Annotated in this window: 14 protein-coding genes; 7 read left to right on the forward strand and 7 right to left on the reverse strand. The window is 51.2% G+C overall.

The window, feature by feature from the left end; genetic code table 11:
• The 4 genes from NST43_RS32720 to NST43_RS32735 all read right to left on the reverse strand — a co-directional run bounded on the left by NST43_RS32720 (position 1) and on the right by NST43_RS32735 (position 5,564).
• Entirely contained in the window at positions 1-882 is an 882-nt protein-coding gene (locus NST43_RS32720) for a sugar ABC transporter permease (RefSeq protein WP_036726391.1), read from the reverse strand.
• Between the two features lie 234 nt (positions 883-1,116).
• The gene (locus NST43_RS32725; protein WP_339221642.1) at positions 1,117-1,908 is read right to left on the reverse strand and encodes a response regulator; all 792 of its coding nucleotides are present in this window, start codon (positions 1,906-1,908) and stop codon (positions 1,117-1,119) included.
• Positions 1,909-1,935: 27 nt separating this feature from the next.
• Positions 1,936-3,708: a histidine kinase gene (locus tag NST43_RS32730; protein ID WP_339221643.1), complete on the reverse strand. Its 1,773-nt coding sequence runs from the start codon at positions 3,706-3,708 to the stop codon at positions 1,936-1,938.
• A gap of 536 nt (positions 3,709-4,244) precedes the next feature.
• Complete coding sequence (locus NST43_RS32735) at positions 4,245-5,564, reverse strand: extracellular solute-binding protein (RefSeq protein WP_339221644.1); 1,320 nt, start codon at positions 5,562-5,564, stop codon at positions 4,245-4,247.
• Positions 5,565-5,877: 313 nt separating this feature from the next.
• Between NST43_RS32735 and ald the strand changes: the two genes are divergently transcribed.
• Together ald and NST43_RS32745 are read left to right on the forward strand one after the other, a co-directional pair.
• Entirely contained in the window at positions 5,878-7,011 is a 1,134-nt protein-coding gene (gene ald / locus NST43_RS32740) for an alanine dehydrogenase (RefSeq protein ID WP_339221646.1), read from the forward strand.
• A gap of 403 nt (positions 7,012-7,414) precedes the next feature.
• Positions 7,415-8,683 (forward strand): helix-turn-helix domain-containing protein, encoded by a 1,269-nt coding sequence (locus NST43_RS32745; protein WP_339221647.1) that lies wholly within the window; start codon positions 7,415-7,417, stop codon positions 8,681-8,683.
• Here the strand turns inward: NST43_RS32745 and NST43_RS32750 are convergent, their stop codons facing one another.
• A complete protein-coding gene (locus NST43_RS32750; RefSeq protein WP_209992805.1) occupies positions 8,684-9,082 on the reverse strand; it encodes a GNAT family N-acetyltransferase in 399 nt (132 codons plus the stop codon).
• Between the two features lie 412 nt (positions 9,083-9,494).
• Here NST43_RS32750 and NST43_RS32755 point away from each other — a divergent pair, with 412 nt between their 5' ends.
• The 4 genes from NST43_RS32755 (at position 9,495) to NST43_RS32770 (ending at position 14,556) form a co-directional block, all read left to right on the forward strand.
• Positions 9,495-10,106 carry a hypothetical protein gene (locus NST43_RS32755; RefSeq protein ID WP_339221649.1) on the forward strand — a complete coding sequence of 204 codons (612 nt, stop codon included), beginning with the start codon at positions 9,495-9,497 and terminating at the stop codon, positions 10,104-10,106.
• Between the two features lie 144 nt (positions 10,107-10,250).
• A complete protein-coding gene (locus tag NST43_RS32760) occupies positions 10,251-11,951 on the forward strand; it encodes a DUF4127 family protein (RefSeq protein WP_339221650.1) in 1,701 nt (566 codons plus the stop codon).
• A gap of 332 nt (positions 11,952-12,283) precedes the next feature.
• A complete protein-coding gene (locus NST43_RS32765) occupies positions 12,284-13,024 on the forward strand; it encodes a hypothetical protein (protein WP_339221652.1) in 741 nt (246 codons plus the stop codon).
• 803 nt (positions 13,025-13,827) lie between these two features.
• Complete coding sequence (locus NST43_RS32770; protein WP_209992809.1) at positions 13,828-14,556, forward strand: protein-glutamine gamma-glutamyltransferase; 729 nt, start codon at positions 13,828-13,830, stop codon at positions 14,554-14,556.
• Between the two features lie 14 nt (positions 14,557-14,570).
• Here NST43_RS32770 and NST43_RS32775 read toward each other — a convergent pair whose 3' ends face one another.
• Positions 14,571-16,187 carry a response regulator gene (locus NST43_RS32775; protein WP_339221654.1) on the reverse strand — a complete coding sequence of 539 codons (1,617 nt, stop codon included), beginning with the start codon at positions 16,185-16,187 and terminating at the stop codon, positions 14,571-14,573.
• Positions 16,162-18,054 (reverse strand): sensor histidine kinase, encoded by a 1,893-nt coding sequence (locus NST43_RS32780; RefSeq protein WP_339221656.1) that lies wholly within the window; start codon positions 18,052-18,054, stop codon positions 16,162-16,164. The genes NST43_RS32775 and NST43_RS32780 overlap by 26 nt, the downstream gene beginning before the upstream one ends.
• Before the next feature lie 79 nt (positions 18,055-18,133).
• On the opposite strand from NST43_RS32780, the gene NST43_RS32785 reads away from it, so the two are divergent.
• On the forward strand, positions 18,134-19,609 hold the full coding sequence (locus tag NST43_RS32785) for an extracellular solute-binding protein (RefSeq protein WP_339221657.1): 1,476 nt from the start codon (positions 18,134-18,136) through the stop codon (positions 19,607-19,609).
• The last annotated feature ends 119 nt before the right edge of the window (positions 19,610-19,728 follow it).

The following is a 19,728-nucleotide window of genomic DNA, read 5'->3' on the forward strand; positions in this document are numbered from 1 at the left end:
TTAGTAGTGAACCCAGCGTTTCTGGCCCAGCCATTGAACGACGGTGAAGATCAGAATGATCAGGAACAGGGCCCAGGAGACCGCTGACGCATAGCCCATCTCGTAATAGCGGAAGGCATTCTGATAGATGAACAGGGATAATACGGTGGTGCTGTTCCCGGGACCGCCCTGCGTGATTGCCTGGATGATGCCGAACTGCTTGATTGACATGATCAGCCCGGTGATCAGCAGCAGAAAAGTGGTGGGACTCACCAGCGGCCACAGGATGCTGCGGACCGTCTGCCACGTGCGGGCACCGTCGATGGTAGCTGCCTCCAGCAGCTCGCCGGACACCTCCTGCAAGGCGGCGAGGTAGATAATCATGTTATAGCCGAGCATGAACCAGATCCAGATGATATCAATCGCATACATGGACGTATCCATCGTGGACAGCCAGCCGGGAGGGTTCTCGATGCCCATAGAGCGGAGAATGCCGTTAATCGGCCCGTTATTCGGGTGGAACAGCAGCATCCAGACGAAGGCTACGGCTACACCGCTGGTAATGTAGGGCATGAAGTAAAGGGCGCGCAGCAGCTTTTTGAGATACACGGAACGGTTCAGGATGACAGCCACCAGGAACGCCAGCCCAATGGATACAGGAACAGAGAGCAGGAACAGCAGCGTATTCTTAATGGCAATATAGAAGACCTCATCCCCCAGCATCCGCCGGATATTGGCCAGCCCGATGAATTTGGTATGGGGACTCATAAACTTGTAGTCTGTAAACATGAGATAGAACGAATACATAGCCGGTATGATAAAAAACAGTATCACGCCAATCATATTGGGTCCGATAAACAGATAGCCCAACAACTGCTGACGTCGCATCCAGGTTGCTTTCACAATAGCCCCACTCCTTTAGGTCTTAATAAGTACATTACAAGCATAGCAAGCGTTCCCTTGAGGGTTAAGGAACAAAACCACCCACTTCATGGCACAGAAATATACAATTACGCAAGCGGTGGCAGGCGCTCCGGTCTTAGTTATGTTCTATCCATGTTCCGGCCAGCAAGAAAAGCGGCATTCCCGGAAGGAATGCCGCTGGATCAATACTATGATCGTTATCTGAAAAGCAGGCTATAGACTTAAGCTATCCGGATTCTCCCGCTGTTGATGCCGGTATTGACTGGGCGTCTGCGCGGTCAGGCGCTTGAAGATTTTGATGAAGTAGTTATCGCTCACGAAGCCGACCCGGTTGCCGATCTCATAGACCGGCAGGTCGGAGCCGGTCAGGAGCCGAATCGCCTGATCTACCCGTACACGGTGCAGATAGTGGATGAGGGTGTGGCCGGTTTTCTTTTTGAACAGGGTGCTGACATAATTCTCGGCCATCATGACATACTGCGACATCGACTTCACGGTAATATCCTCAGCGTAGTGTTCGTGCAGATAGTGAAGGATCTTCTGGATCTCCGGGTGGCTCGTAATCTCCTCATGGGCCTGCGGGGGCGGGGGAGACTCCTGAGGGCTATCCGGTTCAGCCTTGCGGTTCTTCTCCAGCTCGCCGCTGATCTTGCGCAGTGTGTCACGGAGTGAATTCACGCTCATCGACAGCTTCAGAATATAATTGGACGCCCCGTATTCCATGGCCTGCCGCACATTCTCGAAGTCATTCATGCAGGTCAGCATGACGAAGCGGGAACCATACCCCTCCTCACGGGTTCTGCGCAGCAGCTCGACTCCATCCATCTCCGGCATGACGATATCCGAAATCACCAGATCGGGCGTATCCTCCCGGATCATCTCCAGCGCCTCTGCCCCATTGCCCGCTTCTCCGCTGACCGTGAAGCCAAGCTCTTCCCAGGCGATGATCTCGCGCACGCTTTCCCGTACGAATACCTCATCCTCCACCAGCAGTACCTTCCACATGTGTAATCCCTCCCGTAGTTATGCGCTTCAATCCGGATGTTCGTTGCCGTAAGGTGTGGACATTAGCAGCGGCAGCGTCAAGCGGACCGTAACGCCTTCGCTGGTAGAGAGAACCTCAAGCCGGCCCTCTTCCCGGAACAACAGCCGCAGCCGCTCCTGAATGTTATTCAGTCCGATACCCGGACGCTTGCGCGGAGCCTTGGGACCCTCCGTCTGTTCCATGCCTACGCCGTTGTCCCGGATCTCGATAATCAGCCTGTGCTCTTCACGGCGGACATTCAGCTCAATGAGGCCATGGCCGGGCAGCCTGCTGATTCCGTGGATAATGGCGTTCTCCACCAGCGGCTGGAGGCTGAGCTTCGGCACCAGAGCATACAGAATGTCCTCGTCATACGTGAACGTACAGTCGAATTTGTGGGCGTAACGGACCTGCTGAATATGGACATAGGCCTCAACGAGCTCAATTTCATCCTTGAGATGGATCAGATCCTTATCGGTATTGAGACTGGCCTCCAGCAGCTTGCCGAGCGACAGAGTCATGTTAGTAATATCCTCGTTATGCTCACGGATGGCGATCCATTTGATCGTATTCAGCGTGTTGAGCAGGAAGTGGGGATTCGTCTGGGCCAGCAGCATCTGAAAATGCACCGCCTCCTTCTGGCGCTCCTCGGCCTTCAGCTTCTGGATCAGCAGGTGGGTGTCGTCAAGCATCGTATTGAAGGTCCGGGTCAGCTCCAGGATCTCGCCGCTGAATTTGTGCTCCGGCAGGCGGATCTTCAGGCTTTTCTGCACCGCCGCCTTCATCTTGTTCTGCAGATGGGACAAGGGCCGCGTAATGGTCGTAGCAATCACGAAGGTCATCATCAGGAAGATGCTCGTCAGCACCAGGAATGTAATGAAATACTGCTGCTTCAGCCCCTCGATCTCCACGAACAGCACAGACAGCGGAATCCGGTTGACGATATACCAGTCCAGCGACTCCACATAGATATAGTTAATCAGGGCGTTCGAGTCCTTGTCGATAAAATACTGCTGTCCCGGCTGCCCGGCAAAGCCCGCCTTCACCTTCTCAGATAACTGGCTGCCCGGAACCGACTGGGAGATATCCTCACCCGAGCGTGTGATCAGGAAATACTGCTGCTCCAGATCGGACTGCTTATGGATGGAGCGCAGCCAGTATGTATAATCAATGCTGATCCGGGCCATGCCATACGGCTGGTTCCGGGTATCCTCCAGATAGGCATATAAAGAGAGAAGATAGGCGCTGGTAGAGACATCGCGCAGTACGTAGTTGGCATCATTAGGCACCCAGTGATAAGAGCTGTTATTCATCTGCCCTCTGTCGAACCCAGGATTACCCCGCAGATCCGAATAGACCAGTGAATCCTTGGGCGGGTATGAGGTGTATGCGCTTTCAGATAAGTCCAGAATCAAGAAGTAGACCGAAGGATTATACAGGAAGAAGCTGTTGTTCAGGTTCTTGAAAATATTCTCCATCAGCCGCTTATTCTCCAGCTGATTACGCTGTTCAGGATGGAGCAGTACAGACTTCACAGTGTCATCCTGCTTCAGGAACAGCAGCGTCTTGAAGGCGATGCTGATCTGGTCCTCCAGCGTGCGGTACATCTGCTCCAGCTGATAGTGGCTTTGCTGGCTGATTTTCTTCTGGACCAGCGTCTCAATACGCTGATAGTTATAGATGTTCAGTGCGCCGAACGGCAGCAGAATCAGGCATACGAACGCGGTGAACAGACGGTATTTCAACTTCTGGGGAATCAGCACACGCAGCAGCTGTGACACAGGGAAGCACCTCCAAGCCTGACCGAACCTGCCCGGTTCGGGACGGTTGATATGCTAGATTATAGCATAATCCCTCCGCCGGATTGGCGATATTTCAAATTGCATGGTTTTGTTCCAGCGGGCACGGGAGGATGGCGGAAATGCATAGTTTTGTTCTATTCGGGCTGCTTGACAGGGGGACAAGAAAGACGGAGCGGATAGTTATCCGCTCCGCCTTGTCAAGGGATTTCCTGGAGTATGCAGGTGCATTTTCCGGTCAAAACCATCGTGCCCGCGCTGCTAATCCTCTTATGATGGACCGACGGACTCACAGGCCTTTATTTGGCGAAAAAATCAACTTTATGCCGGCAAGCGGACTCAGAGGCCGTTATATCACTCCAGGTAGCCGGAAATGAAGAGGGAAATTGTAATTAAGCGCATCTGAGTCCGCTTAGCCTCCAGAATAGCCGAATTTGCCAAAATAAGCGCATCCCAGTCCGCAAGAATACTCAAGAAGACTACATTTCTCTATTTCTTCTCTGTCTGCGCCCCAGCCGCTACTTCGTCTGCTTCAAATACTCATTATGCCGGGCTGCCATGGCCTGTATGGTCTGATCGAGCGGCTGGGAGCCGAGGAAGTATTTCTCGTACTCCTGCGAGCGCAGGTCCATTACCTCTTGCGGCAGGCTGCGGACATAGGTTGGCGTCTTATTGTCGAACATGACGTACATCAGGGAGTCCAGATCGTAGGAGTCACTTTTGTCGCCGATGAGGCTCTTGAGTGCATCCTCCTGCTTGGCATCCTTGGAGGCCGGGAGTCTGCCGCCCGCTGCCATCGGGGACATGCCGCCATCGGAATACCACTTCAGGAACTCCCAGGCCGCTTCCTGCTTCTTGGACTTGGCGTTAATGGAGATGTAATCGCCGAGGCCCCCGCGGGTTACATAATCACCTGCAGCTTCGGCGAGTCTCGGTACCGGAGCGAAAGCGATTTTGAAATCACGCGGGAAGTCGGTGAAGTTATTCGAGCTGCGCAGCAGCCACGCCCCGATATTGAGCATCGGCACCTCTCCGCTGAGGAAGACCTGCTCCACCGGCATTTTGGAAGTTAATTGCTCGCCGAGCGGCGGTGTGGTCTTATCGTCCTGCATCATCCCGTTCAACGTCTCCAGCCATTGTCGGACCAGCGGATGATCGAGATTGGAGGTGCCGTCCGGCTTGGTGTAGCCCTCCTGTGACAGCACGGAGTCGATGGGGTCCACGAAGGGCTCCATATTTTGAATAAAACCGTACGAATTGCCGATCTTCAGCTTCTTCGCATACTCGCGCAGCTCATTCCAGGTCCATTCCTTCGGAACGGGCAGACCGGCCTTGTCCAGGGCGTCTTTGTTCAGAGCGATGAAGAACGGGCTTTTGGTCGTCGGAACGCCGTAGAATTTGCCGTCAATCTTCCAGCTTGCGGTGTCCGCGCCCATCTTCTCTTCAATGTTGTAATCGGTGAAGCCGCTGAGGTCCAGGGCCAGTCCCGATTCCACCCGCTTGGCGGCATGGGAGATCGTATAGTTCACGAACAAATCCACATCCTGGCCGGTAATCATCGCCGTATCCAGCTTCAGATTGCCGTCATCATCATTAACATAGCGTACATATTCCACCTGAATATCGGGGTGCTCCTTGTTCCAGTTGTCCATGACCTGCTGCGGACCTGATTCCGGGGGGACACCGCCCCACATTTTGAGCGTAACCGGTGTATTCTTACCTGTGGCAGAGCTTCCATTGTCCGCTGAAGATGAATTGCTGCTGTTCCCGCAGCCTGCGGCCAGGCCCATGATCAGAACGAGTGAAGTGATTCCGGCGATAACACGGCTCTTGTTCAAAGCGACAACCTCCCTGTGTGTACTGTGTATAAGCTTGCAATTCAAGAATAGCAGATGGCCGGAAGCGTCAGAAGGAACAAAAAACAGGAGAATATGGAACATAACTTTACATTCTCTTCCCGGATTAGGGCTAGGGCGGCAATAGTGCAGGGAAACGTTCTATTCCGGGAGCAGCTGGTGCGGCGTTTCAAGTCCATTGTGTAAAAACACAATCATGTCAGATCATGTTTTTCTTTTTACCCAAAATGCAGTGGTGACCCGTATGTTATGATTCTTTACATAAGAGAACCCTAACTGACAGGAGCGATGAAAGATGATTATTGGCGTACCGAAAGAAATCAAAAACAATGAAAACCGCGTAGCGATTACCCCTGCGGGTGTGGTAAGTCTAAGCGCAGAAGGCCACAAGGTGCTTGTTGAGGCCGGAGCGGGTGCGGGCAGCGGATTCCTGGACGAAGAGTATGGCGCCGCTGGTGCGGAATTGGTTGCAGAAGCCGCCGTAGTGTGGGCTGCCGCTGAAATGGTAATGAAGGTGAAAGAACCGCTGAGCAGTGAATACGGCTACTTCCGCCCGGGGCTTATCCTCTTTACTTATCTGCATCTGGCTCCAGAGCCTGCTCTTGCTGCCGCCCTCAAAGACAAAGGCGTATTCGCCATCGGCTACGAGACCGTAGTGGATGGACGTACCTTGCCGCTGCTCACCCCGATGAGCGAGGTAGCCGGGCGCATGGCTGTACAGCTCGGTGCACAATTCCTGCAAAAAAACTACGGCGGACAGGGTATCCTGCTCTCCGGGGTTCCAGGTGTAAGCCGCGGCAAGGTCAGCATTATCGGCGGCGGTGTGGTCGGCACCAACGCAGCCAAGATGGCCATCGGACTTGGTGCCGAGGTGACCATTATCGATCTGAGCGCAGACCGGCTCCGCCAGCTCGACGATATTTTCGGTGCCCAGATCAGCACCCTGATCTCTAACCCGTACAATATTGCTAAGGCTGTTGCTGAAGCGGATCTCCTGGTAGGGGCAGTGTTGATTCCAGGTGCGAAGGCACCTAAGCTGGTAACGGAAGCAATGGTGCAGACGATGAAGCCGGGCTCGGTCATTGTTGATGTGGCGATTGACCAGGGCGGAATTGTGGAGACGATTGACCGGGTGACCACGCACGATAACCCTGTCTTCGAGAAGCATGGAGTCCTGCACTATTCGGTCGCCAACATGCCGGGGGCAGTCGCCAAAACCTCGACCATCGCCCTAACCAACGTTACGGTTCCCTACGCGCTGCAAATCGCCAACAAGGGCGTGTTCCAGGCCATCGAGGACGATGCCGGTCTAAAGAGCGGCGTCAATGTAGCCAACGGCAAAATCACCTGTCAGGCCGTAGCCGAAGCTCTTGGGGAAGAGTACTTCACGGTTGAGGCCGCTGTAGAGCAGGAGTTCACGCTGATCTAATCTGTAGAGATAAAAGTCGGCTAGAGGGGTATTGTAGTAGACAAAACAGAGCATGCCTACCTTGGCCCGGTGAGCGATCACCGGGATTTTTGTGTTGGAGTGGGCTAAATGTAATCGAAAAAGTGAACACATTCGGCGCTGCGGAGGCACGTAGGCCGAATGTAATCGGAAAACCGATCACTTTGACCCCGCGCGAATTGCTGCTGCCAAGGCAGGTGTGCCGGACATACGCTCGATGTCAGCTATCGCTCCGCACTATTTTTGCTTTTGACGAAAATCCCTCATCGGATGTTAGGTTTCCTCCATATTTCTTGCATCTCCCTATAGGCAACTGCCAGGCGCTGTAATATAATGTAATCACTTATATAAGCTTCGGCTATTCTTAGGGGTTGGGGTGGGAACATTGACAGAAGCAGAGCCATCATTTGACCGTTTTTTTGACAGCATGGAATCCTTGGCCGATACCCTCAGTGAATCGCTTCAGGCTCAGGTTACGATTGAGGACAGCAATCATCATGTAATCGGCTACAGCTCCCATCAGTTTGAGAGTGATGCGGCACGAATCTCGACCATTATCGGCAAAAGAGTACCGAATACCGTGATCATTGGCCTCCGCAAAAAGGGTGTTATGCACAATCTGGAGAATACCGGCCATCCGATCCGCATCCCCGCAGTGATGGAGGTGGGTCTGGGTCCCAGACTTGCCATGTGCATCCGGCACCAGCAGGAGATTCTCGGCTATATTTGGGTGGTGGACGGGGGAAATCTTGCCGAAGGTCATGCGGAGCGTATCGTGGAAAAGGCTGCCGGGATTGCCGGACGTTATCTGCTGAAGCAGCGCGGCTGGAAGACGAAGCAGGAGAAGACGTTCGAGGATTTCTTTTGGAAGCTGCTGACCTCGCATTATGAGAGTGAGCCGCGAATCCGCCAGGAGGCAGAGGCTGGTGCGATTCTGCTGCCGGAGCGTTATTATATCGGGGTGCTGGAGAGCAGCAGGCCGGTGGATGAGCATTTTTTGCAGAAATTCCGCAGGGTGATGGATACCTATACCGGGCAGAGGCTGCTTTTTCAGACCGCCGAGCAGAACCGGCTGATTATTCTTTTCTCCTTTATGTTTCCGGTGGAAGGGACCGGGCGTCTGTCTTCGTTCCTGCACAAGCTGCTAGGGGAGCTGAGCCAGAGCGAAGGCTGCAAGCTTACAGCAGGCTGCAGTCCTGAATACCGCGAATATACCTCGGCTGCTGAAGCATACCGCGAAGCGCTACAGATTCTGGAGATGAAGAAGCTGCTGCCTTATCATACGCGTGAGCTACTTCTCTATGAAGAGATCGGGTTCTGGGCGTACCTTCCGGCTATTCTGGAACAGAAACGGAGCCGCCCCCGCCGGAGCCCGCTGCTCTATCCTTTGAAGGAGCATGACCGTGAGCATAAGAGCGATTTGCTGAGAACCCTCGCTGTATACCTGTCGCTGGACGGCAATCTGAAGGCATCGGCCGCTTTTCTGCATATTCATACCAATACCTTAATGTACCGACTCAACAGGATCGCCGAGATTACAGGCCGGAGCCTCAAGGAGACCGATTACCGCACCTCCATCTACCTGGATCTTCTGACCGAGGAGACCGCGCAGGTGAATCTATGGTTCCAGGAGGCTGCCGGTTCCAGAGAGTAGCTAATGTTTGCGGGCGATCCGAAAGGCATTGGTAGCAGCTTCAAAGCCGATTTGAGGATAGAACGTTAAAGCTTCCTCTGATGACAAAAGCACGATGGCTACTTGATCTCCTAAGGTCTGCTGAAGGAGTTCTACCAGTTCTTTACCTATATTTTTCTTCTGATACTCTTGGACGACGGCCAGATCCGACAGATAACAGCAGTAGCAATAGTCAGTGATGGCCCGAGCTACTCCGACTACCCGGCCGCCATCCCAGCAGCTAATTAAGATATCGGCTTGATCAATCATTTTCTCCATACGTTCTAAATCGTTGTGAGGACGCTTTAGCCCTGATAATCTAAACACCTCAGCCATTTGTTCAGGCAACAGCTTTTCATTAACCTTAAATGCTAAGCCCATACTAATTACCTCTCCTTTTACATTCATTTTTATTATTCTAAGCTATAAATGAGAAAAAATGGATAAAGGATACTCTTGCATCGTCTAGGATTAAGTGGAGGTTTTATTATCTCTGAAGCACTTGGCGCACAGGTTACTTGGAATAAAACGGCTGATACTGCCTTCGTGTATATTAACTTTTCTGAATAATACTGAATGAATATATAGAGTCTGCCTTTCAACTGGGTAGGCTTTTTATGTTGAGAAGACTTACGGGTATATCCAACATTGTATCCGGGTAGATCGTACCAAAAAGAAAGAAAGTATTGACATAAATTTAAATTTAATCATAAATAATGTTAATATTATGTCAATCTTGGGTTCATTTGCTTTGATATAATTTCTGCTAAGTAAGTGAAAGGAGATTAGAGTGTTGAAAAAAGAGCTAGGATTATTGATGTTATTGAGTACTATTTTGCTGTCAGGGTGTGGGGGGGATAAGCCCGCAACAGTCACGCAAGGTACGGGGGATTTGCCCAGTAAACAAGTAATAACTCAACCGGAACAGAATACAGATCGTTCTGGAGATTGTACTGTAGACCGTATAAGCTTGGATAGTGAAACATCACAAAATTTCTATGGAACTTGGAAAGTTGAGAAACTTCTAGGGTTCGCAAATTCATACAATGATGCTTCCGAATATCCAACAGGGCAAAAATTCATTGGAGATAAAATTATCATCAAAAAAGATTTTTTTTCATCAAAAGGACTTAAAAATTACACGAAATATCAAACTGAACTAAAAAATCCATTATACGAAATTACAACGACATGTACTAACTCTACCTCTTTTTATAGATTCTATAAAATAGATATTCCAGACTTAAATATAAAGGATGTAGTAAAAGTAATAGATGTAAGTGATCCTTATACAAAACTTGGCATACCTTCTGGCTTGAATTTTTTTTCTGTTAATAGTGACAGGCTTATCTTGTTATCAGAGGCAACTATTTTTGAGCTTAAAAAAATTACTGATGAAATGTAAATACTAGAGTCAATGTAAATTCCCTTTTATGGACGCGTGGCAAAAAAAATATTGTTCTGGTTGTAATCCATCTGTGTAAATTACCTTATATAGTGAGGGCATCTGTTCTGAGCCTATCTGCTAACTAGAGGGAGCGTGACATCAATGAAGAAAGTGCTATATGTACCATTGGATGATCGGCCGGTTAATCTGGATGATGTGATTGTGCAGGGGAGATCGGCGGGGATTCATGTGATCACACCGGATGTAACGGACCTTAAGAATCGGCTGGATTCGCAAAAGACCGCATCGGGCACAACCCTGCTGACCACAGGTTCACCGGCTTATGGAGATACCGCCAAGATCCGGCAATATATTCGGAATCATGCAGCTTCTGTGGATGGTTTCATCCTTTCAGCGGATATGCTGGCCTATGGGGGGCTGATTGGCAGCCGCCGTCTGCGTATGGATGCAGGGGGTGCTTATCCCGCTTACGATGCTGCAATTACAGACTTGCTCGACGTCATCCGTGAAGTGAAGCAAGCTTACCCGGACAAGCCGATGTATGTAATGGATACAATTATGAGACTGGCGACCACCTCTTTTGCGGGAGGACTGGACCTCACGGCGTATACGGAGTCCCGTAATTTCATGCTTCAGCCGCGCAGAAGCTTCACGCAGTTCGATGATATTCTCAGCGGATATAACCTGTCCCCGACTGGCGACTATGGCAGTACGGCTGCTTTCAATAAAGAGCAGTATTACAATACCAGAGCGCATAAGTTCAAGACGAACCGCTATATTCTGGAGGTGCTGGCGCAGGAGGGCTCTATTGATTTCCTTGCAGTCGGTGTGGATGATGCCAATACTCAGGGCGTGCAGATTAACGAGATTCACTATATGGAAGCAGGCATTAATGAATGGCTGGGCGGGACTCAGGGTCAAAATCCGGACCGGGCCGTCATTCTCCCGGATGCAGACGGACTGGGACAGTCCTTACTGGCGCGGATGGCGAATCAGCTCTACCGGAACGGGGCGACCACCAGGTACACTGTTGAATATTTCGGACCGCATGGCTCTACCCTTACGAGTCCGTATGAATATATGGATGTGCATCAGAACATTTTGCGCCATCTGGATATTGTGGGGGGAGAGGCGGTAGGCGATGCCCGTGAGGTGGAGATTATCGCGATTACCGCTGCGGATCAGGTGCTGGCTGCGGTTAACCGTATTGAAGATAACGATTCCCGCGCCGTCCCGTCGTTAGTGATTGACTGTGTCGGCGCAGGTGCAGCAGATGCAAGTATAACTGAGGCTTTGCTGGGCAGCAGGCATACTGGCGCTCTATTAGGGTATAGCGGCTGGAATACGCCGGGGAACAAAATCGGCCTCGCACTGGGCATGGCCCAGGCCCGGTACGCTTATATCGTTACAGAGACCGATGCGGCGGCGCTGGATCTTGCGGTTAACGCTCACGGCTCACTGCTGTTCAAGCGCTTCCTGAAGGATTACTTCTACAAAAGGCTGGCGATTGGCGAAATCCGGACGTACTCCAGAGCCCATTCGCTCTATGAGAATGTTGCAACGTTTACAGATCAGAATATGTTGTTGTTCAATAGCCCGGAGGACTACGCTCATCTCGAGGCCCTGCTAAGAGAGCGGATGCAGACACACACGGCCACGCTTGCCGGGACGGGCGCCTTCCTGATCGGCAGTGCTGAACCGGCGTGCAATATCCGGCAGATTAACGGGGGCAGTTGGGTCTTCTCTGAATACGCCAGTGTGGTGCTTCCATACGATGATCCCGATTATATTTGGGGCCGCGCCTTTGAGATTACTTTGAATCCTAACCTGACTTTGCAATAATAGACTGTTCTTCATGGGTTGAATTTTAAATATTTTGAGGGGGGAGCTAAGCTCCCCCTATTTAGGTTTGTGGAAAGAAAAATAGATAAATCTAATAAGGGGGAAATATATATGGTATAATAAGTAAAAATAGGGAATGAGCAGCTGTGAGGGGAAGGATAATAACATAATGGTATGTGAAATGGATAAAATTAGGTGTATGGTACTTCCCATGGAATTGATTGGATAACAAAAATATGACTTAAATATTAAATAATGTTAATTATATGTTATTCATGGATTCATTTGCTCTGATATAATTTCAGATAATTAGACGAAAGGAGTTTTCAGGGTTGAAAAAAGAGCTTGGTGTATTGATTGTGTTGAGTGTCGTTTTGCTTTCAGGATGTGGATCAGATAAACCTGCAACGGTTAATAATGGTTCGGGTGAGTCTCCTAGTAAACAAGTTATGACACAGCCGGTGCAAGATAAGGATGTGAAGTTGCTGGGGTCTTCAGAAGATGAAAAAGTAAAGTTTTATACAAAAACTGATGGGATAACACTGGATATTAACGGTAATAAGAAAGACTATCCTTGGAATATTCCTATGGATACTGGAACTGCCCCGCAGGTATTTTACACGGATGTTACAGGCGATGGGAAAGAAGAAGCCGTAATTATCATCCAGACTGGGCGAGGAACAGAATTAAACAATTATGATATTCATGTCGTTAATGCCGAGGATCTATCCGAAATTAAAGTCCAAAGTTATGAAGAGATTGTTGCGAATCAGCTTGAAACGCATGTTGCTAAAAACGGTGATGGTACACTAGTGATTTCCGTTAAATCACAAGGAAAAGAATATGATTTCAACTATGGATTTGATCCAGCACCGGATTACAAGCAAGATAGCCTTGCTTTTGGAGGAGTATATATTTATTCATTGGAGAATCAAAAAATAAAATTGAACCTTGGAGGATCTGTAGGTGTGTCTCCCACATATGTATGTGATTTCAATATCACATACAAATTCGATAGTGCCAAGAATGAATTTCTTGCTGATCAAATTGAAGTTAAACCAATTGAAAAATAAAAAAAAGCTGACCAACTGTGGTCAGCTTTTTTTGAATGATTAAATTAAACGACATAATCAAAGAATGTGTGTTTACCGACTACGACTTTGGAGCTGACTTGAACCGTGCCTCCGCCTGGGAAACTATAATAGAGTTTTCCACCAGAAGTATAGCTTAGTTCAGCAAACCTGGTGTTAGTAGAATAGAAACACTTGCTACCGATTTCATTCGTATAGTTACCTTGTTAATTTAGCCTCAAACCTCCAATATGTTTTTTTGTAGATCACCGGCGTTAAATTAGCAATGAAAGTAGCGATGTCACCCTCCATCATCATTCATCCCCCTTCTTTCATTCGTCTTTTTTTGTCATAATTGATAGAGTTGTAGTATATGAGATTGGCCATATACGTGATAAAACGACGATTCAAGTCATCATCTGTCAATATAAGCCCCCCGTCCTTTTTAAAAAGAGAGTACTCCTACCCTATAAAGAGAAATGAAATGTATTTTTTACAACCATTTTCCAAAAAATAAAGAACGTATGTTCCTATATTTTAACATTGATAATATTGCAGTCAATGAAACTAAATCTATGGTGCTTAGGATCGGGGGGCAAGGGCATCATCCAGCGTGAAAAAGGCGCTCCGATTGCCGGGAAGCGCCTTTTATTCGTTCTTCCATAGGACCGGGAAACGGCCAGGAAGGAGAGCACCGGCAAAAGCCGGTTCTTTTGGCGCAGTAAGCAAACTCCTCCGCACCAATTGCGGCCCGACACGTACAATAACCTATATTTCATGACAAGAAGACGAAAGGGGGAAGCAGAATGGGGTATGGATACGCGGCTCCGGCGGATATGGCCTTTGAGAGCAGAATGCGGGGGGAGATTATTGCGGCAGCCCGGGCAATGAATGTAGGGGGGACTGATTTCTCGACCTTCGAGAATTCCCGCTGCAATCCGAGGTACTGGACCCGTACAGGAGGCGGTGGATTTGAGCTGAATGCAAATGTCACTCCTTCGGCGGCGATTAATGATATTTTTGTGAATGGACAGCTGTATGCCTTCGAATGTGCTATGGCGATGGTGATGATTCTATATAAAGCAACCATCAACATGATCGGGGAGGCGGCCTTCAACCGTTATTTCACTGGTCTGTACCTGTGGGACTGGAACTATGACAGCAATCTGAAGCTGATTACCACGTTCAACAGGAATGAGCTGCAGCCGGGCGATGTGGTCTATTTCAAGAATCCTGACCATGATCCGGCTAAGCCGGAATGGCAGGGGGAGAACGCGATTATGTTGTCCAGGGACAGTTACTACGGACACGGGCTCGGGATCAAGAATGCCACTCAGATGATTGTATCGCTCAACAGGGAGCGGGTGCCGGGCAGCCGGACCTCGGCCTATCTGGCGGATGAGGGGCTTCACCCGGACTTTGCCTATATTGCTTCACTGGGCAACGCACGCATGGGCCCGCCGGTCTCCGCGAAAGTGAATGCAAAAACCGCCATCTACTCCAGAATAGGTACGAAATCGTATATTATCCGCTAGAGCGGGGGGGCGGTCTAACCCTTGGCCGAACGGAACTTGAGCGGGTGCAGGCCGGTGGTTTTTTTGAAAACTGTACTGAAATAATGGGGATTCTCATAGCCGACCCGCTCCGAGATCTCCATGACCTTCAGGTCCGTAGTCAGCAGCAGCTCCTTCGCCTTGCCTATGCGGATCTGGGTGATATAGTCGGTAATGGTTCTGCCGGTCTCCTTCTTGAATAGCAGGCTGATGTAGTTAGGTGTCAGAAACACCTCCTCGGCAATCCTGGACACGGACAGCTCCGAGGCGTATCCCTCCTGAACGATGGTACGGATGCTGCTGACGATCCGGCTGTTCCTGGAGGTGTTCTTACCTGCTACATAAGCGCTTAAGTCATGCAGGAGTGACAGCATATACGCCTTAAGGCCGGTGATCGTGGTCTGCTGGTACAGCTTATCCATGATGCTAATCCGGTCGCTCAGCACCTGCCCGATGTCCTCATCAATCTCATATAGAGCTCTGGCGGAGGTGAAAATCATCTCCGCGCAGAGGCTCTGCACATATTCAATTCTATGCTTGGGCCCGGCCAGCCCGCCGAAGAGCTGCTCCATCAGCCGGGTGACGGTGTCCGTATGTCCTGCCTTCAATTCATTCATCAGCCGGGCCTGGAGTTTATAGATAAAAGTGCTCTGCAGCTTCTCCGTGTCGGGCTGGATATCCTTAATGTAGAGGACAGAGGCAGGCCCGGTATAGAATTTGTACACCAGCGCGGCCAGCGCATCCTTATAGGAATCCTCAAGCTGGCCCGCCAGCGGACAAGCCCGCCCGATGCCGACGGAGGCGTCCAGCCGCAGAGACTTCTGAATGTTGGCGATAATCTGCCCGCATGTTCCGGAGAGGGAGGGGGACGGAGGCGTCTGCGGGGTGCAGAATATCAGGATGAACTCGTTCTCACTGGCCACGAAGCTGATGGCGCAGGGGTGACTGTCCAGGCTCTCCTGAATGACATTCTGGATGGAAAAATAAAGCAGCTGCTTATGCTCCTCCGAGTATTTAGCCACCGCGCTCCGGTATTCATCCAACTGGAGCACACAGACGCTAAGCAGTGTCCCCTGCTGGAAGGGCAGGGCGAAATACTGTATCTTTTGCCAGATCTCATCCTCCTTGCGGTACAGGCCGGCGATCAGATTCTGGAGGAATTTCTCCCGCAGCAGCGGCATATTGTCTTGAAGCTGCTGCTTAAGCTGCTCTATATCCAGCTGCTGCTCGCGTTCCTCTGTCAGCTTGGCCACCGCCTGGCGGAAGACACTGCGGATCTCGGGCAGCTTGACAGGCTTCAGAATATATCCCTCTGCGTTCACCTTCAGTGCCTCCCGGGCGTAGGAGAAGTCCTGGGCGCCGCTGATTATAATAATCCGGGCCCTGCAGCCTGCCTCCCGCAGCTTCTCTGCTACCTCAAGTCCCCCCATTAGCGGCATCATAATGTCGGTGAACAGGATGTCCGGTCTGAGCTTCAGGCATAATTCGTACGCCTCCAGTCCATCTGAGGCTTCCCCGATAATCTCAATCCCGAACTCTTCCTGCCAATCGAACACACGGATCAGACTGTTGCGGATAAACGGCTCGTCATCCGCTACGATCATCGTTAACATCTTCCTTCACCTCATTCCAAGTAGTGACCACCGGGAACCGGATGACAGCCAGCAGACCGCAGCCGTCTTCGGTATTGTCGTAATAACGGATGCCATAGGACTCTCCGAAAAACTGCCGGATTCGCATATGCACATTGCGGATGCCGTAAGACTGGTTGCCCGGCTGCGAGTCTGCCAGCAGCTGGTTCAGCCGTGCGGGATCGGCGCCTATTCCATCGTCGAACACGGAGATGCTAAGCAGCTCCTCCGTCTGCTCGACCCGGATGCGGATCGTGCCTGTGCCCCGCCGCTGCTGAATCCCGTGAATCAGGGCATTCTCCACCAGCGGCTGGAGACTGAGCTTCACCACCAGACATTCCTCTGCCAGCGCCCGGTCCGTCTCCTCCAGCTCATAGTGAAGCCGGTCCTGGAAGCGGAACTGCTGAATCTGCAGATAGCTCTCGACCTGCCGCAGCTCATCGCGGAGCGGGATAATATTGCGGCCCTTGCTCAGGCTGTACCGGAAGAAGTCCGAGAGCGAGGTGACCATGCTGCTGATCTCGGGGATATCGTGGTTAATGGCAATCCAGTTAATGGAGTCCAGAGTATTGTAGAGAAAATGCGGATTGATCTGGGCCTGGAGCATTTGCAGTTCGGCTTCCTTTTTGCGCAGCTCGGTGACGTAGAGCTTGTCGATGAGTGCCTTAATCTGCTGAAGCAGCTTGTTGTAGCGGTTGAATAAATAGGAGAATTCGTCCTTGCGCCGGTAGCGGATGGGGATATTGAAGTTCCCGCTCTCGGCATGCGACATCGACTGGATGAATTTGCGGATCGGTGCGGAGATATTCTCGGACAGCAGCAGGGCCATCAGGAAGGAGACGAGCATGCAGATGACTATTACGATATACATCACCCGGCGGAAGGAGATCAGCTCCCCGTTAAGCTCGCGGACAGGTGAGAAGGATAGGATGGTCCAGCCGGTGTTTTCCAGCGTCTTGTACGAGACGAGCATCTCCTCGCTGCCGATGGAGTGGCGGAAGGAATGCAGGGCGGATGAGTGGTCTGGAGAGAGAGGGTTGCTGGTACTGTCAGCAGGCCCTATAGTCAAGCTAAGCTTGCTGTAATAATCCTGGGCAGCGATATTCTGGCCGATAAGTGACGGCTCAGGGCTGATGGCGATGGTTCCGGCCTTGTCTGCGATATAGACCTTACTGCCGGGCGTGGGCTTATAATGCTCCAGGAGCGTGCCGAATTCGGCCGCCGGGATATCTAGGGTGAGCAGTCCGACATAGGGCAGTTGTGCATGCCGGATACCGAACAGGCGCTTCGCGAATTTGAGGGTGAACCGGGAATCCAGCGAGCTAAGACCCACCACGGCAAAATCGGCTTTGGCCGGAATGTTTAAATACCAGGGCTTCAAGGTAATAAGATCGATATTGAATACACGCCGTGAGAAATTATATTGGGTATATTCCGGCCGGTTCAGCATATAGAGCATAGGAACGAAGCTGTTGCCGGAGGTCCCGTTCGCGGGGAAATCCTCAAGGATTTTGCTAAGGGCGGCCAGCTCATTAATGATTCCGGTACTGTCTGTTGGCCGGTTGGAGGAGATGAGGTCCGCGAATTCAGAATTCAGGTACAGCGCGGTCATGGATTGATTGGCGGCTTCGAACCGCCGGGCGAGATTATCCTGAACCAGATTGAAGTTATTCTCAATGGATGTATTCATATTCCGGGTAATGATCCCGGCGGATTTGTTATAGATGGTGACAGAGATGATCGTAGTCGGGAGAAGAACCAGGAAGAGGAAGTAGAGAATCAGGCGGCTGCGGATGCTGAAGTTATAGAGGAAGAGTGCCTTCGACAACGAATCGTAATATTTCTTCATCGGAGTTCTCCTTCCGAGTCAATAACTGGTATACATTGTAAAACGCGTGAAGTCAGGATGTCAATGCAGGAGGTGCGGTGTGAAAAGGTTACTGTTCTATTTTATTATCATCTTAGGCTGCGGGCTGGCTATTTACACTCTTGGTTATAACCGCCCGCTGCTGCCGGACCTCACTCAAGGCGAGAAGGCCGTACCGGCGGCGCAGACCACCCGGGTGAGGGTCGCCCTGTCTGACTGGACGGAGAACCTGGAAGTGAAGAATGCTATCAGCCATTATAATAAAACAAATCCCGATCAGATTGAGATTGTAGTGATGAACCTTGCTACAGACGCATATGACGATACCTTGAATATGCTGATGACCTCCGGGCAGGGGCCGGATGTGTTCAGTGTCGATAACGCCTGGCTGGCCACTTACGTCAACAAGGGGTATCTCGCTAATTTGTCTGCTGATCTGGATGCCGGCTGGCTGCTGCGCTTCCCGGTATGGGCCAGAAAGCACGCGTCCGGCTCGTTGTTCAAGGGCGGAATCTACTTCATGCCCTCCAGTATTGATACCGTGCGCCTGATCTACAATAAGCAATTGTTCCGCAGCGCCGGACTTGACCCGGAGCGGCCTCCGCTTACCTTCGCTGCACTGGAGCAGGCGGCCCTGCAGATCAGCCGGGCCGGAGCCCCGGTGAACAAATACGGCTTCGCGTTGCCCGCCGGGGATAGCCGGGCCAGCCTCCAGGCCGGACTGGAACTATCGAATACCTACAGCGGTTATTATCTTTATGACTACCGGTCGGGCCGTTATGACCTGAGTGTGTATGCCCCCTGGCTGCAAATGGTGCGGGAGATGAAGCAGCAGGGCAGCCTCTACCCGGGGGAGACTCTGTTGAAGCTTAACAGCGCGCTCCGGCAGTTCGCAGACGGCAATATCGGCATGATGTATGTTACCAGCAAAGATTATGTCAAGCTGCAGGAGTATATGCCTAAGGATGACTGGGGAGTAGCGCTCCCTCCGGCAGCGGATCTGTCACGGCGCCGGGCCGGGGCCCTGATGATGGTCCCCCACGCTCCGCTGGTGGTGAACAGTGCGGCGCAGAGCCGGGAGGCTGCGGTGAAGGTCTGGAGATTTCTTCAGTCGAAGGAATTCCTGGGCATGCTGTACCAGCAGGCACTCGCCCTTCCGGTGACAGACGGGATTATGGATAAGCCGGGCGCTTCACGCGGGCTCCGCCACTTCAGGGAATTCTATCCCACCGCAGCAGAATCGATCTATCCGCTCTCCCCGCAGATCATGGACCAATACGACCCGAATACGGTGTCCATGGAGCCGCGTTATTCAGGCGACCGTCCAAGAATGCAACTGTACCTGCGGATCATCGCGGGGGACATTCCGCTGGACCAGGGACTGGGCAGCGAGAGTGAGCGGCTGAATCAGATGCTGGACATTGCAGCTACCGGGTATTCTTTTCGGCGTGAGGAGTATATCTATCCGCAGTTCGATCCCCGTTCCCCGTTATTGGGGGAGAGCCTGCTGAGCCGTTCAAGCAGCGGACGGGAATAGAATAGGCTTATATTCAGGAACCTTTCCTGGCCAGTGCGGCTCGCGGGAGGGTCCTTTTGTGTTGTCTCCTATTTATACAGGATGGCTGCCGGAATCTAGCTGTAATGCACACACCGTGC

Origin of the sequence: Paenibacillus sp. FSL H8-0332 (genome assembly GCF_037963835.1) — a bacterium.
Classification (GTDB): Bacteria; Bacillota; Bacilli; order Paenibacillales; family Paenibacillaceae; genus Paenibacillus_AQ; species Paenibacillus_AQ rhizoplanae.